The sequence below is a fragment of the Caballeronia grimmiae genome, assembly GCF_000698555.1.
In the GTDB taxonomy this organism is placed as follows: Bacteria; Pseudomonadota; Gammaproteobacteria; order Burkholderiales; family Burkholderiaceae; genus Caballeronia; species Caballeronia grimmiae.
Genome location: NZ_JFHE01000008.1, coordinates 103,316 through 118,981, shown reverse-complemented (window position 1 = coordinate 118,981; position 15,666 = coordinate 103,316). Strand labels below are relative to the sequence as shown.

The window sequence follows — 15,666 nt, the reverse complement described above, 5'->3', positions numbered from 1 at the left end:
TCACTGGTGGCCTTTTGCACGGCTCATCTCTGGACCGCATCGGCTCAATAACGTACTAGATCGATCGCCGGCGAGCTCTCGGCCAAGCTCGTCACTGTCCAGTGCTTGCAAGCGCCACTGAACAGAGAGTTCAATTCCCTGCCGGAGGCCTCGATCCCACGCCAGTCCGGCAGCCGTCGCCATAAAAACGTCGTCAACCGAAACGTGAACGCCGCCTTTGCCATAGCGACTCAGTGCACCGCATGGGCCTGATCGATCAGTTCACGCTCTGGATCGATCGAAAGGAATGGCGGACAAACCGGCCAAAAAAGATATCGCGTGAAGCGGGGCCGCTATCTCAGCAATTCTGCAACTGACCACAAAGTGTTATGTGGCGGCTAAATGTTCAATGCGTCGCTATTGGCATGGCCAAAGGTGGAGCCTGTCTCCGCCTGATCTTCAACGGCTTCACGGATGCACCTTCCTTCAGCCGCGAGATCGAATGGCTCGCGGCTGGAAACGCATTCGGTTGGAGGCGAACGTGCGATTCCCGCACCCGCCGTGACTGCTGACGAGCGCTAAACCGGAGCGGGACCGGCATCCGCCGGCTTCGTCCCGTTGCCTCCGTTACGCTGCGGCCAACGCGCGGTGCGGTGCGGCATGCGCATCTTCCCTCAGCCTGAACACCGCCACCGCGTCCCGCAGCGAGCCGGCCTGCTCCGCGAGCGCGTGAGCCGCCGCGGATGCCTGCTCGACCAGCGCCGCGTTCTGCTGTGTGACCTGGTCCATCTGAGTCACCGCGAGATTGACCTGCTCGATGCCGATGCGCTGCTCTTGGGAAGCCGACGTGATCTCGCCGACGACCCCTGTCACGCGCTGCACCGAAGTCACGATGTCCGCAATGATGGTTCCCGCATCGCGCACGAGCGCCGAGCCCGTCTCGACACGCTCGCTGGAGTGTTCGATGAGTGACTTGATCTCTCGCGCTGCCGCCGCGCTGCGCTGCGCGAGTGCCCGTACTTCACTGGCGACGACCGCGAAACCGCGCCCTTCCTCGCCCGCTCGCGCGGCTTCCACAGCCGCGTTCAACGCGAGAATGTTGGTCTGAAACGCGATCGTGTCGATGACCGAGATGATCTCGCTCACTTTCGCCGAACTTTCGGAGATGCCGTTCATCGTTTCGACGACACGCTCCATCATCTGCCCGCCGCTTGCCGCGGTTTCGCACGCGGACCCTGCCAGCGACGATGCCGCCGCCGCATGGTCGGCGTTCTGGCGTACTGCCGTGGTGATCTCTTCCATGCTGGCCGCAGTCTGCTGCAGCGATGCTGCCTGTTCTTCGGTGCGCGACGAAAGATCGAGATTGCCGGAGGCGATTTCCGCGCTTGCTGTTGCGACGCTGTGCGCGTTCAGGCGCACCTTGCTCACGACGCTCGCCAGGCTCGACTGCATGTGCTTGAGCGCGACCAGTAACGCCGCGATCTCGTCCTTGCCGTCTGAGTGAAAATCAAGCGAGAGGTCGCCTGCTGCGACGGCCTGTGCACATCCAAGTGCACGCGCCAGCGGACGCGACACCGACCGGCTAAAGAGATAGCCGCCGATCGATGCAAGCACGAGAACCGCCAGCATCAGGGTGATGCTGATGACGGTGGCCTGTTCACCGGCCCGGTCTGCCGCCAGGGACACTTCGGCGCTGTCTGCGGCGATCTTCTTTGCCGATTGCTCCAGCAACGCCGCCGGTTCACGATCGACGCCAGCAACGGCGTTGTCGCCGGCCGACGGTTCGTAGCCCTGCGCCTTGAACGCCTCGAAGCCGCGGCGATAACCTTCACCCATCGCGCGATGTGCTGTTGCGAACCGCTCGATCAATTCGCGACTCTCGCCAGCGGGCAACGTCCGTTTGAGTTCATCGGCCAGCTTATTCACCGTCGCTTCGCGCGATTGAAAGGCCGTCCAGTACTTGTCGAGCTTGGCCGGGTCCTTTCCGCGAAGCAGCGTGTCTTTCCATTCCTGCACTTGCAGCTTGAACGCGACGAGCGTTGCAGACACCATGCGTTCCTGTGCGACGTTGCGCGCGACTACTGTCCTGTAAGCGTCGATCGACTGATCGAGGGCGAAAACGCCGTAGAGTGCGGCGGCGAACATGAAAAGCAGCGCGGCTGCAAAAGCTAACGGGATTTTGAGGCTGAGTTTCATGGAAGGTCCGACGACAACGGTTTACGCGGGTTCACAGGAGTCTTATCGGCTGCCTTTCAAGAAACTGAAGCCAGGAGGGCGATCTGTCGAAAGTAGCGTGTTGGGCTTGCTGCTCGCATCGTGCGTTCGTCAGGTTTCAGAGGAAGGAATAACCATCGAGACTTGGCGGAGAGATGACGCATCCATACAGCGCGTGCTCGGCGCAGCAGAGTGCCAGCGAGCGTTCTTTCCGATATCTCGACGCGAACAGGAATCCGCCGACGAGCGTCATCGCAGACGCAAGCCAGTGCGGAAAGATGACATGCATGAACTCAACCGCGGCGATGTAGTGGCGCTCGTGATCGCCATGAGCGCTTGTCAGGATGCTGGGCGAGATCGCCTCTGCTCCATTACGTCCGACGGCTTCGGCTGAGTCCAGCCGTCTCGCAGCGCCCGTCCGCGCGGACGGAGTTCAGTCGAAGTCACGTGCTGAGAACGACACCCGCCGCCTGGAGGAGCATCTCTTCGATAGACAGCACGAATGATGATGACCGCTAGACCCGTTTGCTGCTCGCCTTGGCCGCCCGCATCGAGTTGCTCACAGACAGCATCGTACGACGGTAGAAGAGACGCCGCGCAGTGCGAGCCATCACTTCCTGTCGATCGAGTACTTCCCAGGGCCGGTTACGCACAGAAGCAGCAGTCCGCCCATGATGCTGACGTTCTTGTAGAAGTTGATCATGTTCGCGGCTCGTTCTGCGCCGGCCATCGTCCAGAAATGATGACCGATGAGCGCTGTGCCTAGCGTGTACAACGCAAACAGAAACGCGAGCGGACGAGTATAGAATCCGACGACAATTGCAAGTCCGACGAACAACTCCATGACGACCGCAATCACGGCCGAGAGCGCGGGAAACGGCGCGCCTGCCTTCGCCATGTAACCAATCGTGCCTGAAAAGCCCGTCAGCTTGCTCCAGCCGAAGATAAGAAACAGGACCATCAGAAGCACACGCGCAACCAGGATAAGTTCGTCTTTGCGTCGCTCGAAGAGGGTATATCGCATGATCGTTCCCGTTTGAAACGGGGTGCCGCCGCTGACGCGGAGATAGCCCCAGGTTTAGAGAATGGGAGCGTTTGTTTCGCCGCTCCCCTCATGCTAGCGGCTATCCAGCGATTTTTGCAGCGAGTTCGGCGACATGCTTGCCCTGATAGCGCGCGATCTCCAGTTCGTTCTGTGACGGCTGCCGGCTGCCATCAGCGCCGGCCAGCGTGGTTGCGCCGTAGGGCGTACCGCCGGTGATTTCATTCATGTTGGTAAGACCCGCACAGGCGTACGGCACTCCCACGATCACCATGCCCTGATGCAGCAGGGTCGTATGGAACGAAGTGATGGTGGTTTCCTGGCCGCCGTGTTGAGTCCCTGTCGATGCAAAAACGCTGCCGATCTTGCCGATAAGGGCGCCTTTCATCCACAGCCCGCCGGTCTGGTCGAGGAATGTGCGCATTTGCCCGGCCATATTGCCGAAGCGCGTTGGGGTGCCGAATATGATGGCGTCGTAATCGGCCAGTTCATCGGGTGTCGCGACCGGCGCCTTCTGGTCGAGTTTGACTCCGTAAGCAGCAGCCTGTTCGGCGGGAATCGTTTCGGGTACGCGCTTGATCGTCACCTCGGTGCCGGGAACGGCGCGCGCGCCCTCGGCCACCGCGTCGGCCATCGTTTCGATATGACCGTACATCGAATAATAAAGAACGAGTACTCTCGTCATGATGGCTCCTGGAATGTGGGTCGTCCGAGGGATCGAACGGCTAAGACATATCATGCAACTCCGCGTCAGTCCCCGCCACATTGCGCGGGATACACAGACGAAGCCGCGGTTTCATCAATCAGTTCGGTGACACATCGACGGCACGCGGGTTGAATCTGGTACCTGAGCGACCCAACCTCTCGCCCGTCGCAGGAACGTACCGAGGCATCGTCGCCTTGCAAAGCCGGCAACGCTTCATCGCCACACGGCCGTTGTACATAGGATACTAAGTGAAACTTCATGCGCAGTTTTTCTTGTTCTCATCATCCGAGCCCCCTCCTTCGTCGATGAAAATGTTGTTGTCGTGAATAGTTATTGCAACCGGTGTGAGACGCGCACCACTGCATGGACCGTCGACGCACAGTCCGTCCTCGAAACGAAACATTGCGCTATGGTGTGCACACATCAAGACTCGGCTCTCGTAAGTGCAGAAAGTGTCCGGTTCATAATTAAGCGGCACAGAAAAATGCGGACATACATTGCGATACGCCCACGCGTCGTGTCCCCGACGCAGGATGAGCAATCCTTCACGAACTTCTTTGGCACCTCCATCGGGAACAGAGGTCAGCCCGCCCAAGAACGTGCGATTTGTAGTCACTGGTTTCATAAGTGAGCCTTCCGATGGAAGCCGCACGTGGGTCGAGCCCGCAAGCGACCTGGAACGCGCTCGCGGAATCTGTTGATGCCAGGAGGCAGTGGGCTACTTGACGACTTACCATCAGATTGTGCGTCTTGCAGCGAAGCACCAGCGCGGCAGACTCCTTCTCAGACGCGGTGCTCCGGATTGCCGAAGCTCCAGTCCCAAGGTCTCACCTCGACGCGGTCGAACAAACCTGCTTGCATATAAGGATCGTTTCGAATAAACGCCATGACGTCGTTGATTCCGTCTGCCTCGACCACCAATAGCGTTCCGTTCATCGCATCGCATTGAGGGACAAGCGTCGGACCCCCGAGTCGCACAAAGACGCCATGCTCGGGAGCAGCGTTTCTCAGGTACGTTCTGTGAAGCGGTCTCACACGCTCGCGAACGTCACGCATTCCTGATTTATCGGTAGCGAAAACCGCGAAATAGCGTCTCATTCTTTTAAGCCCCGGTCGAGGACGAAGTCGTAGCGCGCTTCGCGAAAGGCGCCGTCAAAGCTGAATTGACGCGCGAGCGCATCGCTCGCCGGTCTCTCGCGGTACGCCACCATGAGCGACGGCTTGACCCCAAAGACCGCGTCCGAGCCCAGATACGGGTCGCCTTCGTCGAATAGATGGGTGACCAGGGTGCGAAAGCCTGGTGCGTCGATCATGAAGTGCATATGGGCCGGACGCCACGGATGCCGTCCCGTCGCTTCGAGCATCTTCCCAACCGGACCGTCCGTGGGTATCGGATAGCTGACCGGCACGATCGTCGAGATCGCGTAGCAGCCGCTGGCGTCAGTGCGATATCGTCCGCGCAGATTGCCGTGCTGTTGCGCCGTGTCCTGGCCCGAGTACATGCCATTCTCGGCGGTTTGCCATACATCGAGCACCGCGCCCGCTATGGGCTCGCCATCCGTCGTCAGAACACGGCCATGCACCAGCGCAGGTGTCCCGGGCGTGAGCGCCATAGTTTCTCCAAACTCGCGCTCGGGCATGCCGTCAATGTAGAACGGGCCGAACACGGTACTGTCGGTCGCGCCTGTCGCGTAGCGATGGTTGATCGCATCGACCAGCATGGACACGCCCAGTGTATCCGACAGCAGGATGAACTCCTGTCGCACCACGTCATCGCACATCTTGCCCGTCGCGGTCAGAAACCGGACCGCCGCCATCCATTCAGCCTCGGTCAACTCGACTTCGTTGACAAACGCGTGAAGGTGCCGCACGAGGCTCTGCATCACCGTGCGCAGACGCTCGTCGGGTGTAGCTGCGAAGCTCGCCACGACCTGATCGGTCAGACTCGGTCCCAGTCCTTCCTTGTCAGCAAGCATATCGACCTCCGTCATCGTCCTCATGGCGCTCAGACCGGTTCCGCGCCGCTCCAGGCACGTTGCAAGAGTGCTCGGATTGCTTCGCGCTCGATCGGGCGTGGATTCGCATACGGGTTCTTGCAAGCGAGATCGGCCGCTTCGTCAAGGCCCGGCTCAGGCATGCCGAGCGCCTCGAGTGCGCCCGCAATACCGAGCTTGCGGTTCAGCGCGAACAGCAGGGGTCCCGCCTGCTCGGCATGAGATCCCCCGAGTGCGCGGGCGACCCGCCCGAGCGCTTCGGGGGCGGCCGCATGGTTGTAATGGGCCGTGTGAGGAAGCATTGCAGCGTGGGTTTGCGCATGAGGCAGGTTGAACGTGCCGCCCAAGGTGTGGCAAAGCTTGTGATGCAGCGCCATGCCTACCGAGCCGAGGCACGTGCCCGCAAGCCATGCGCCATACAACGCGCGACTGCGCATCGTGGCGTCGTCGGGCCGCTGCACGATGACCGGAAGCGCCTCACCTAAGGCGCGGATCGATTCCTCCGCCATCAAGCTGATTACCGGGTTGGCGTCTTCCGCGTAAAGCGCTTCCATCGCGTGCGCGAGGGCATTGACGCCAGAGGCCGCCGAGATCGCCGCGGGCAGCGAAAGCGTGAGCGACGGATCGTAGATCACCGTACGGGGCAGCACGCGTGGATCGCGCCCGGTGCGTTTGAGACGCCCTTCAGTGACTCCGAAGATCGGCGTCATCTCCGAGCCCGCATAGGTCGTCGGCACCGCGACAATCGGCAGCGGCGATTCGAGGGCAATCGCCTTGCCCAGCCCGATGGTCGAGCCGCCGCCGACCGCCACGCAGCAATCTGCATCGAGCGCGGCGGCCGCATCGCGTGCGGCACGCGCCACCTCCACGGGCACATGCATGACGGCTTGTGCGTGCACGCCCGCCGCACGCGTGCCGAGCTCCTGAGCGACGCGGTCAGCCAGTCCCTGTTGCTCCGGCGTCGCAAGAATCAACGCGCGCCTCGCGCCGAGACGCTCGATTTCCTCGGGCAACCGTGCGAGCGCGCCCCACTCGAACACCACGCGCGAAGGCATGCCCTGATAGACGAACCGCTCCATGACGGCCTCAGCGCTTGAAGTGCGGCGGCACGTTGCCGTCGACGTTGACCCACACCGAGCGGGCTTCCGTATAGTCGTGCATTGCTTCGAAGCCCATCTCGCGGCCATAGCCCGACTGCCCCACGCCACCGAACGGGCTACCTGGATTGACACGCTTGTAGCAGTTGATCCAGCACATACCCGCATTGATGTTTGCCGCCATGCGATGCGCACGTGAAAGGTCACGTGTCCACAGGCCGCTGCCCAGCCCGTACTCGGTGCTATTGGCGATCGCCAGCGCCTCGTTGTCGTCCTTGAAGCGCAGCACCGTTACAAACGGGCCAAATACTTCTTCCTGCGCGACCCGATCCTGCGGCGTCCTGGCCTCGATCACCGTGGGCCGCACGTAATACCCCGCTGCCAGCGACGCGTCCTGCGGTGCGGTGCCGCCAGTCAGCACGCGCCCGCCCTGCTCGCGCGCCACATCGACGAACGTCTTGACCCGCTCGAGGTGCTCGCGCGAAGTCAGTGGCCCCATCTCCGTTTCGGGATCGAGCGGATTGCCCACCCGGACCGATGCGGCCAGCGCGACGAAGCGTTCGAGAAATTCATCGGCGATGCGCTCGTTGAGAATAAGGCGCGAGCCCGCGATACAAGCCTGGCCCTGGTTGTGAAAGATGGCCCACGCGGCGCCGTTGATGGCGGCGTCGAGATCTGCATCTTCGAAGACGATGTTGGCGCCTTTGCCGCCCAGTTCCAGTTGCACGCGCTTGAGGTTGCCCTGCGACGCCTTGACGATGCGCCGGCCAGTTGCAGTCGACCCGGTGAAGGCGATCTTGCCGACGCCCGGGTGCTCCGCTAACTGCTGGCCGGCCGTATGGCCATAGCCCGTCACGACATTGACGACGCCGGCCGGAAAACCCACCTCCGCCATAAGTTCGGCGATGCGCAGCGTGGAGAGCGGCGTGATTTCGGACGGCTTGATCACGACGGTGTTGCCGGCTGCGAGCGCGGGACCCATCTTCCAGCTCGTGAACATCAGCGGGAAATTCCACGGCACGATCTGGCCGACGACACCGATCGGCGCGCGCTGCACGTAGTTCAGGAAGCCGGTTTCGACGGGAATCACCGAGCCCTGCAGCTTGTCGGCCATGCCGCCGAAGTAGCGAAAGCAGGCCGCGGTGCGCGGCACATCCAGTGCCCGCGAATCGCGTATCGGGTGGCCCGTGTCCAGCGATTCGAGTTGAGCGAGTTCTTCGGCATTCGCCTCGATGGCATCGGCGAGACGCAGCAGCAGGCGGCCGCGCTCCGCAGCGGAGGTGGCGGCCCACTGCGGAAAGGCGCGCGTAGCGGCAGCAACGGCGAGATCGACGTCAGCGGCCGTGGCGGCGGCGATCTTCGTGATAAGCGACCCGTCGTGCGGGTTGAGCACGTCGATGGTGCCGCCTTCCACTGCATCGGTGAAGCGGCCGTCGATGAAAAGCTGGGTTTGCATGGAGAAATCCTCGGTGGTAACAGAAGCCGGCGGCTCAGAAATCAACCGGATAGGGCTTGAGTTCCCCGGTTTCATAACGCTTCGGCAGATTGGGTGTCGCGTTCTCCCAGACGAGCAGCATCGAGCGCTTCGTTGAATAGCCCTGGTGGCGGATATCTGCCGGCATCGCGCAAATGTCGCCTGCCCGCATCGTGATGCGTGCGCGCGGCGCGCCGGTGTTCTTGTCACCGATATCCCAGACGATCTCGTCCGACAGTTGAAGGAACCATTCGACCCGATCATTGCCATGAAACACCGGCAGGATGTATTCCTCGGTGGTCGGGCAAAAGAGACTCGGGCCGCACACCGACGTCACAGACGGATTCCACGTCACGTCCGAACGCGACAGGTATTTGAAGAGACTGAATGCGTGCAACTGCCCCTCGAAGCCCGGTTCGACGTGAACCTCCGGCTCGTCCTGTGGCACGTCCGCGAACGCGCGATTCACCGGCAGATCGTCGCGCAACGGCGAGTCGCCTTCGAGTCCCGGCATGCGACGCGTAGCGATGCGCGTGCGCTCGATGGCGGCGTCGTTGTCGCCGTGCTTGCGGCCAAACGCGGTTCCGGTTTCTTCGGGAGCGGCGAAGGGATCGAAACCTTCGTTGGTCCAGTCGTGCAGGATCGCCTTGAACGTCGCCATGATGGTCGGCGTCTCGAACGTTTCGCTGTAGTCGACACCCGCGTCTTTCATGATGCCGTTGAAGGACCCGGCGTACACGTCGACCTTGCCGTAGTGATTGCGCGTGCCGAATACATGATCGAAGTTGACCCAGCCGTAGAAGAAGCCCCAGGCAACGTCGCGCATCATCGCGCGCAGGAACGCATCGGCGGGCACAGCGTGCGTGCGCGTTTGGCCTTTCGCGGGCCAGTTGATTTTGACGAAGTACTCGTCGCGCATAAATTCGAACGCGCCAAGCGTGAAGCGCCGATAGCCGGTCACCGCGTCCGGTTCGCTCGCGCGCACCGTGTGGGCGGCGAAATCAACCGGCTGATCGAAGGTCTCAAGGCTAGCCATGTGAAGTCTCCTGATGATGTTCTGATGGGCGGCTCTAACGAATGCCAATGCGCCGTCCAGTGACGGCGTGTCAGTGCAGGCAGATGTCGGCCCACTTCTCTACGGACAGCTCGCCCAGCATCGTTTGGACGAGCGCGACGCCCGGCCTGGAAGCGCTGAAGCGATATGCACAGCCGGCCGGCAGCAGTGCCTGATGGCCCCGGCGCAACACGATGTGACCCATCGCGCGGCCGGCCGGCTGCTCGCCCGACGCGGCTGCGAGCACGGTGCCATTGCCGTTCTGCGGCGGTTCAGCGAGCTTGATGAAATCGATGCGGACTTCACCGTCCATCAGAATGGCGAACTCGTCGTGTGTACAGGCGAACCACGGCGACTCTCCTTCCGTGCGCAATGCCTCGATGACATAGTCGAGGTTCTTGCCGACCACGACTTTTTCGTAAGCGGCGGAGTGCGCTGCGACTTCGAAGATGTTGGAAAAAACGTAGTGGCGTGCGGAGCCACTGGTGATTTCGATGTCGCCCTTGCGGTAGTTGTCGAGCGAGCCAAGGACGGTGTGAAATGACGTCTCGGTCATCGTTGTCTCCTGTTTGGAAAAGTTGTTAGATCCAACTTTATGAGCACAACAGGATGACAACAAGCGGACCGTGCGCGATTACGGCGTTTGCGATTCGCGAATAATCCCCGGCATAGGCTGTATCAGCTGACCCAGCCGCGCTCGATCAGCGGTAGATCCCAAGCCGGCTCAGGGCCGAGCCGGTCGGCCAGGAATTCAACGAGGGCTTTTACCTTCAAAGCCTGCCGCTGAGTCGCCGGGTAGACCGCCGCGAAGTTCAGCGGCGATAGCGCATAGTCAGTCAGAATGGGCACGAGCGATCCATCCAGCAGCGCAGCACTCGCCACCAGCGTTGGCAGACAGACCACTCCGCCACCCGTGAGCGCATAGTCGCGCAGCAGATGCACGGAGTTCGAACGGATCATGCCGGGCAACTCCATTTCGAAGACTTCTTCGCCGCGCTTCATTGTCCAGCGATTGCGCGATGGATAGCCCGAGTAGAGCGCCGTTGTATGGTCGAGTAGTTCGCGAGGATGTTGCGGTGCGCCATGCTCGTCCAGGTAGGAGGGCGCAGCGCAAAACAGCCGTCGCACGGTAAAAAGACGCCGCTCAATGAGTGATTCGGAGATCGGTGGAAAGATTTGGAAGGCGACATCGAAACCCTCTTCGATAGGGTCGACGACCCGGTCATTGACGATTACATCGAGTTGTATCGCCGGATAGCGCCGATTGAATTCAGCCAGTGATGCGCCAAAATGACCTAGCGCAAAACCGGGCAACATCTGGATTCGCAAGCGTCCAGTGGGCGTCGCACGCAGTTCGCGCATTTGATCTGTCAACTCGTTGACGCGTCCCACGACTTCCGCGCACTCGCGATAGAACGTTTCACCAACTTCCGAGAGTCGCACGTGGCGCGTACTGCGGTGAAACAGCGGCGCGTTGAGAAACTTCTCCAGTTGCTGGATTCGGTTCGTGACGACGGAGCTCGTTACGCCGAGTTGGCGCGCCGCCTCCGCGAAGCTCGTGGTTTCAGCCACCCGCACAAAAGCCTCGATGCTGAGAAAACGATCCATGTTGTCCCTTCCGCCCGTGTCGTGCAGCCAGTGTAGCTCTGGCGACGCGCGGATTTGCATCGGTTATTGCGATCTGCACGGGCGCGAACGCGGCGTGCACCCGCCGTCAGTCAGTTACGGTAAGTGATAAAAAGGCACAGGGTGCCTCGCCCCTTGAGAAGCGTCGGCACCCCTAGGCGATGAATAGGAACAAATTAGTCGGGCTGCCCAGCCGCAGGAAGTTTCATCGCAGTCCCATGATGGCGACGCAGTTTGGCGGGTGCGGTTTCCGTGAGCAGCAAGCTTACGCCGATGCCGAGCACAACCGCACAGATAGGCAACCAGAGAATGTTCTGGATGCCGAACCGCGTTGCCACAAAACCGGCGAGCGCGGGCGCTATGCCACCGCCGAAGATCTCGCCGGCACCGACCACGATGCCGATAGCAGTCGATACCATGCCGACAGGCGCTGCCTCCGTGGCAACCGGTCCAGACAGCAACGAAACGAGTCCCAGCGTGAAAAACGACGCGACGAACAACACGGCGAACAACGCAACGGGCTGCGCGCCGAGTTCGCGAAACACATACAGCATCGCCGCGGTGCCCGCAAAGCCGACGATGCTGGCAAGGCGACGTCCGACCAGATCGGAGAGTCCCGGCAGACAAAATTGACCGACGAATCCGCCGAAGCCGATTGCCGACAACACAACGCCCATTCGCTGCGTATCCAGCCTGAGGTAGTCAGTCAGATAGAGCGGCAGCATGGCGCCGAGCACGAAGACGCCCGTCATCGCGCAGAACAGAGCGGTCATGGCGATGGGAATGTTGCGGCTCTTGAATACGTCGCGCCAATTGCCTCGTGGCGGCTGCGCACTGGCTTGGAACTGCGGTGCGAAAGTCACGCGCGTTTCCTGAGGTTCGCGAATGACGCGGTACATCAGCAGGCCAAGGATCAGCCCGGGAATCGAAACCAGTGCAAACACCCAGCGCCACGTCATCACGCCTAGCAACTGCGTAGCAATGATCGGCGCGAGGGCAAGCCCGAACAGCGCGAAGCCACTTTGCTGAATGCCGAGGTTGAAGCCACGACGTTTAGGATGCGAGGCGTCGGCTGTAGCGGCAAAGCTTGTCGGGCAAAACGAGCCTTCGGCGACACCCATCAGCGCGCGGACAGCGAGCAGGCTCGCAAGGCCACCTGCCACACCGGAAAAGCCCGACAGTAAGGAAAAGATGATGATCGCCGGAATGAGCACCTTGCGGCGTCCCACCTTGTCGGAGATGCCGCCCATCAAAGCAGCGAAGACACCCCACGACAGGCCCAGGATGCCGATGCAGTTGCCCACGTCCTGCGCTGTCAAATGCAGGTCTCTCATCATGGAAGGGAAAAGCGGTGCGATAAGCCACCGGTCCAGGCCTACTAAGCCGAAGCCCAACGCAAGCAGCGTCACGGCTTTCCATTCGTAGGAGGTATCCCACTGTTTCGCATTCATCGATGTCTCCTGTTTAAACCGGCGGCGGCCGTGCGCGGAAGTGTCCGGTCGGCGTTAAGTGCGCAGCAATGTCCAAGCGCGGGTCATTAAGTGCTGGTTGCTCGCGATCCGGCGATGATGACGTCCTGCAGCTTGTCGTCGCCGACACAGTAAGAGTGGCTCAAGCGCCCTTCGCATAAAACGTGGGGATCGACGAATGGCTCATTCGCGAATCACGAAGAATCGCGACGACCGAGCGCGATGGCGCTTGGAATCGCCATGCGGATACCGCCGAGCGGCGGTTGAGAGGCTCTTTGTGAGCCACTTGGGGGTTCTACGGATAGACGCGCGAATAGTGGTGCGAGCGCCCTAAGCGGCCCGAAGCCAACTGGCACTACGAGTTACAACGACACCCTGTCTGACAAAAGACAGTACGAGCGCGAATCTTCGCCGGCCCCTGTGCCACAGAACTGAATTGCAGTTCAGGACTTCATCGCAGTTAGTTCATCGTCCTAATTACTTTTCGGGAGGCCTGCGCCCGCACGGCTCGATAGCAGGTTCAAGCGGTGCAATCCTCGAAAACTCTATCGACTTCCAGGAGCAGCGACCGCGTTATGAAGGCGACCACGTATGCGCGGGCAGCAAACTACACCTCTTCGACAGGTTCAATGCGTTAGCTGGCACTGGCCGGCCGATGAAGTATCCTTGCGCCGCATCGCATCCGAGCTTCTGTATCAGCGCGAGTTGCTCCGCACTCTCAACGCCTTCGGCGACCGTTTGCATGCCAAGCGCGCGCGCGAGCGCCACCATCGCTTCGATCATCACGCGAGCCTGCCGACGGGTCTCAGTAACGGTGAGCTGCTGCACGAACGATTTATCAATCTTGATGCGGTCGACGGGCAATCTCGTAAGATACGAGAGGCTTGAATAACCGGTGCCAAAATCGTCGAGTGAGACAGTCGCGCCGAGCTTCCGGACCGCCGCAAGCGATCGCGAAGCGGCTTCGAAGTCGCTTACGATGACCGCCTCTGTCACTTCAATGTCCAGAACCGAAGCGGATACGCCCGCGGCCCCGGCTGCTTCCCGGACCAACGCAGCAAGATCGCAGTCTTGAGCCATCGTGGCCGAGAGGTTGACGGCGACCTTATACGGCATGCGGTCCGCCACCTGCCATTGCGCCGCCTCGCGTAACGCAAGGTGGATCAGCCACTTTCCCGTCGCCTCGTAGGCTGAAGACTCGAGCAGGACATCGAGGAAATCGCCTGGCGCAAGGAGTCCTAGTTCCGGATGGTTCCATCGCACGAGTGCTTCCGCCCCATACATGGAGCCCGTGACCAGGTTCAGTTGTGGCTGGTAATACAGTTGGAACTGGCCGGTCGCGCTCGCACCCTCGAGGTCTGCGCGTAGCCGAAGACGATTCGAGAGACGCCTCGCGTCTTCCTTGCCGAACGTCCACACATGTGAGCCGCCCATGCGCTTCGCGTGATACATCGCAGTGTCAGCGTTGCGTAGCAGCTCGTCGGCGTTCGCCGCCGACACCGGGTAGCGCGCCAAGCCGATGCTCACACTGATCGACGCCCGCACGGACGGCGTCTCGATGCGCTCTCGCATGCGTACGATGAAGTCGCTCGCGACGCGCTCCGCTTCGCCTTCGGGCGCATCTACGAGAAACACCACGAACTCGTCACCACCTATGCGCGAGGCGTGACCGCGCTCGCCGATCGAGCCGGAAAGACGCTCGCCGATCACGCACAGCACCTCATCTCCCGCCGCATGGCCAAACGAATCGTTGATTTCCTTGAAGCGGTCCAGGTCGATGAACAGTAGATCGACCGAAGCGGCGGCGCCCTCATCGACGAGTTCGCCGAGACGCGTCAGCAGTTCGCGCCGGTTGATCAGGCCGGTGAGCGCATCGTGCGCGGCCTGGTCCGACAGGCGCTCCGACATCGCGCGCGCCTCGGTGACATCGCGGACCAGCACGGTGATGCCGCACTCGCAGGGAAATACCCGCGCTTCGAACCAGGTATCGAGCGGCGCGTAGAACTCGGTCACGGTGCAGGGCAAGCCGGTCTCGGCCGCCTCGCGATACGCTTTTTCGTACCCCGACCCGATCAGGTCGGGATATTCCGCCCAGATGTCGCGACCGATCAAGTCCGTCGGAGAACGCTGCAGCAGTCGCGCAGCGGTGCGGTTGACGTTGCGAAACATCCACTGCCGGTCGAGCAACATCACTCCGTCTGTAATGTGATCGAGCACTTGAAAGTCGCCCTCGCCTTTGCCTCTGTGGACATGTTCGCCAGTGAAGCGAAACACGTCCCGCCGGCGCACGGATTGCTTTTTGTTATGCTTCATCGTGCCTTCTTGATGTGATTTGGCCCGAGGTCGAGCGTCAAGGAAGTTTTGTCTTCGCATCTCGGGGTCAGTTGGACGTTGACTCTTCGAGACTAGGTTAAATGGCGGACCAGTCGCCCGCGAGCGACAGCTCGACCCGTTCCGTACGGTTTCATCGTTGATTTTCCGTTTTGCGTTATCGCACGCGCTGCTGCCTTAGTCTGCGGCTCCTCGTCCACTAGCTGCTCGTTTTCGATTCAGATAGCGGACTGATCTGCGTTGCCGGTCTTTTGTTTCCAAGGACTTGAATACGAACATCGCGCTTCGCAGGTGCGCCGCTTATTTCTGCATCGACGTGGCCGCGCCGGAACCTGCTAGTCAAGCGCAACATTCCGCTGCGTGGCTTCGCCCATCGGGTTAATGACTTCCGTGGCTCGTTCAATTCCGTCGTTTTGCTTGCCGTGCGTGATTATTCTCCCGCCGTAGTCGAATTTCGCCAAATAGCCGCTATAGCCATAGCGGACTTGGCGAATGCTTTGAAGCGCTTTGGCTTTCACCGAGTGCTGGGCCATGGAATTCGCTGACATACCACTCACTCGCCTTGACGATGCTGTCGATCATATGCGAGGCATGTTTTTATGTCCAAATGGCGGTCGTCCACCCGTAAGTTACGCGTGTGATCGCGTCAGGGACTGAAAGGCCAAACATGGAGAGCAAAC

At 61.0% G+C, this 15,666-nt stretch carries 15 protein-coding genes; 1 reads left to right on the top strand and 14 read right to left on the bottom strand.

The genetic code is table 11. From position 1 onward, the window contains the following. Positions 1-606: 606 nt before the first annotated feature. On the bottom strand, positions 607-2,175 hold the full coding sequence (locus tag BG57_RS11695; RefSeq protein WP_052005742.1) for a methyl-accepting chemotaxis protein: 1,569 nt from the start codon (positions 2,173-2,175) through the stop codon (positions 607-609). Here BG57_RS11695 and BG57_RS32505 point away from each other — a divergent pair. Continuing rightward, complete coding sequence (locus tag BG57_RS32505) at positions 2,174-2,587, top strand: hypothetical protein (protein ID WP_152562569.1); 414 nt, start codon at positions 2,174-2,176, stop codon at positions 2,585-2,587. The two genes, BG57_RS11695 and BG57_RS32505, sit on opposite strands and share 2 nt — an antisense overlap. Positions 2,588-2,803: 216 nt before the next feature. Here BG57_RS32505 and BG57_RS11690 read toward each other — a convergent pair whose 3' ends face one another. The 13 genes from BG57_RS11690 to BG57_RS11635 all read right to left on the bottom strand — a co-directional run bounded on the left by BG57_RS11690 (position 2,804) and on the right by BG57_RS11635 (position 15,534). After that, positions 2,804-3,217: a DoxX family protein gene (locus tag BG57_RS11690; protein ID WP_035963196.1), complete on the bottom strand. Its 414-nt coding sequence runs from the start codon at positions 3,215-3,217 to the stop codon at positions 2,804-2,806. A 100-nt stretch (positions 3,218-3,317) separates the two neighbouring features. Next, complete coding sequence (gene wrbA, locus BG57_RS11685; RefSeq protein ID WP_035963195.1) at positions 3,318-3,920, bottom strand: NAD(P)H:quinone oxidoreductase; 603 nt, start codon at positions 3,918-3,920, stop codon at positions 3,318-3,320. 277 nt (positions 3,921-4,197) lie between these two features. Beyond that, on the bottom strand, positions 4,198-4,566 hold the full coding sequence (locus tag BG57_RS31505; RefSeq protein ID WP_075583118.1) for a Rieske (2Fe-2S) protein: 369 nt from the start codon (positions 4,564-4,566) through the stop codon (positions 4,198-4,200). Between the two features lie 158 nt (positions 4,567-4,724). Beyond that, the gene (locus tag BG57_RS11680; RefSeq protein WP_035963194.1) at positions 4,725-5,039 is read right to left on the bottom strand and encodes a YciI family protein; all 315 of its coding nucleotides are present in this window, start codon (positions 5,037-5,039) and stop codon (positions 4,725-4,727) included. After that, the gene (locus tag BG57_RS11675) at positions 5,036-5,917 is read right to left on the bottom strand and encodes an intradiol ring-cleavage dioxygenase (RefSeq protein WP_035963307.1); all 882 of its coding nucleotides are present in this window, start codon (positions 5,915-5,917) and stop codon (positions 5,036-5,038) included. The genes BG57_RS11680 and BG57_RS11675 overlap by 4 nt, the downstream gene beginning before the upstream one ends. Positions 5,918-5,946: 29 nt before the next feature. Then, positions 5,947-7,014 (bottom strand): maleylacetate reductase, encoded by a 1,068-nt coding sequence (locus BG57_RS11670; RefSeq protein WP_035963193.1) that lies wholly within the window; start codon positions 7,012-7,014, stop codon positions 5,947-5,949. A 7-nt stretch (positions 7,015-7,021) separates the two neighbouring features. Beyond that, positions 7,022-8,488, bottom strand: a complete 1,467-nt coding sequence (locus BG57_RS11665) for an aldehyde dehydrogenase family protein (RefSeq protein WP_035963192.1) — start codon at positions 8,486-8,488, stop codon at positions 7,022-7,024. Positions 8,489-8,522: 34 nt separating this feature from the next. Then, positions 8,523-9,542 (bottom strand): hydroxyquinol 1,2-dioxygenase, encoded by a 1,020-nt coding sequence (locus tag BG57_RS11660; protein WP_035963190.1) that lies wholly within the window; start codon positions 9,540-9,542, stop codon positions 8,523-8,525. 70 nt (positions 9,543-9,612) lie between these two features. Next, a complete protein-coding gene (locus tag BG57_RS11655) occupies positions 9,613-10,116 on the bottom strand; it encodes a cupin domain-containing protein (RefSeq protein WP_035963189.1) in 504 nt (167 codons plus the stop codon). 122 nt (positions 10,117-10,238) lie between these two features. Continuing rightward, a complete protein-coding gene (locus BG57_RS11650; RefSeq protein ID WP_035963305.1) occupies positions 10,239-11,168 on the bottom strand; it encodes a LysR family transcriptional regulator in 930 nt (309 codons plus the stop codon). Between the two features lie 194 nt (positions 11,169-11,362). Further along, positions 11,363-12,637, bottom strand: a complete 1,275-nt coding sequence (locus BG57_RS11645; protein ID WP_035963188.1) for an MFS transporter — start codon at positions 12,635-12,637, stop codon at positions 11,363-11,365. Positions 12,638-13,228: 591 nt separating this feature from the next. Then, complete coding sequence (locus tag BG57_RS11640; RefSeq protein WP_052005741.1) at positions 13,229-14,968, bottom strand: putative bifunctional diguanylate cyclase/phosphodiesterase; 1,740 nt, start codon at positions 14,966-14,968, stop codon at positions 13,229-13,231. Between the two features lie 353 nt (positions 14,969-15,321). Beyond that, the gene (locus tag BG57_RS11635; RefSeq protein ID WP_035963186.1) at positions 15,322-15,534 is read right to left on the bottom strand and encodes a hypothetical protein; all 213 of its coding nucleotides are present in this window, start codon (positions 15,532-15,534) and stop codon (positions 15,322-15,324) included. Between the last annotated feature and the right edge of the window lie 132 nt (positions 15,535-15,666).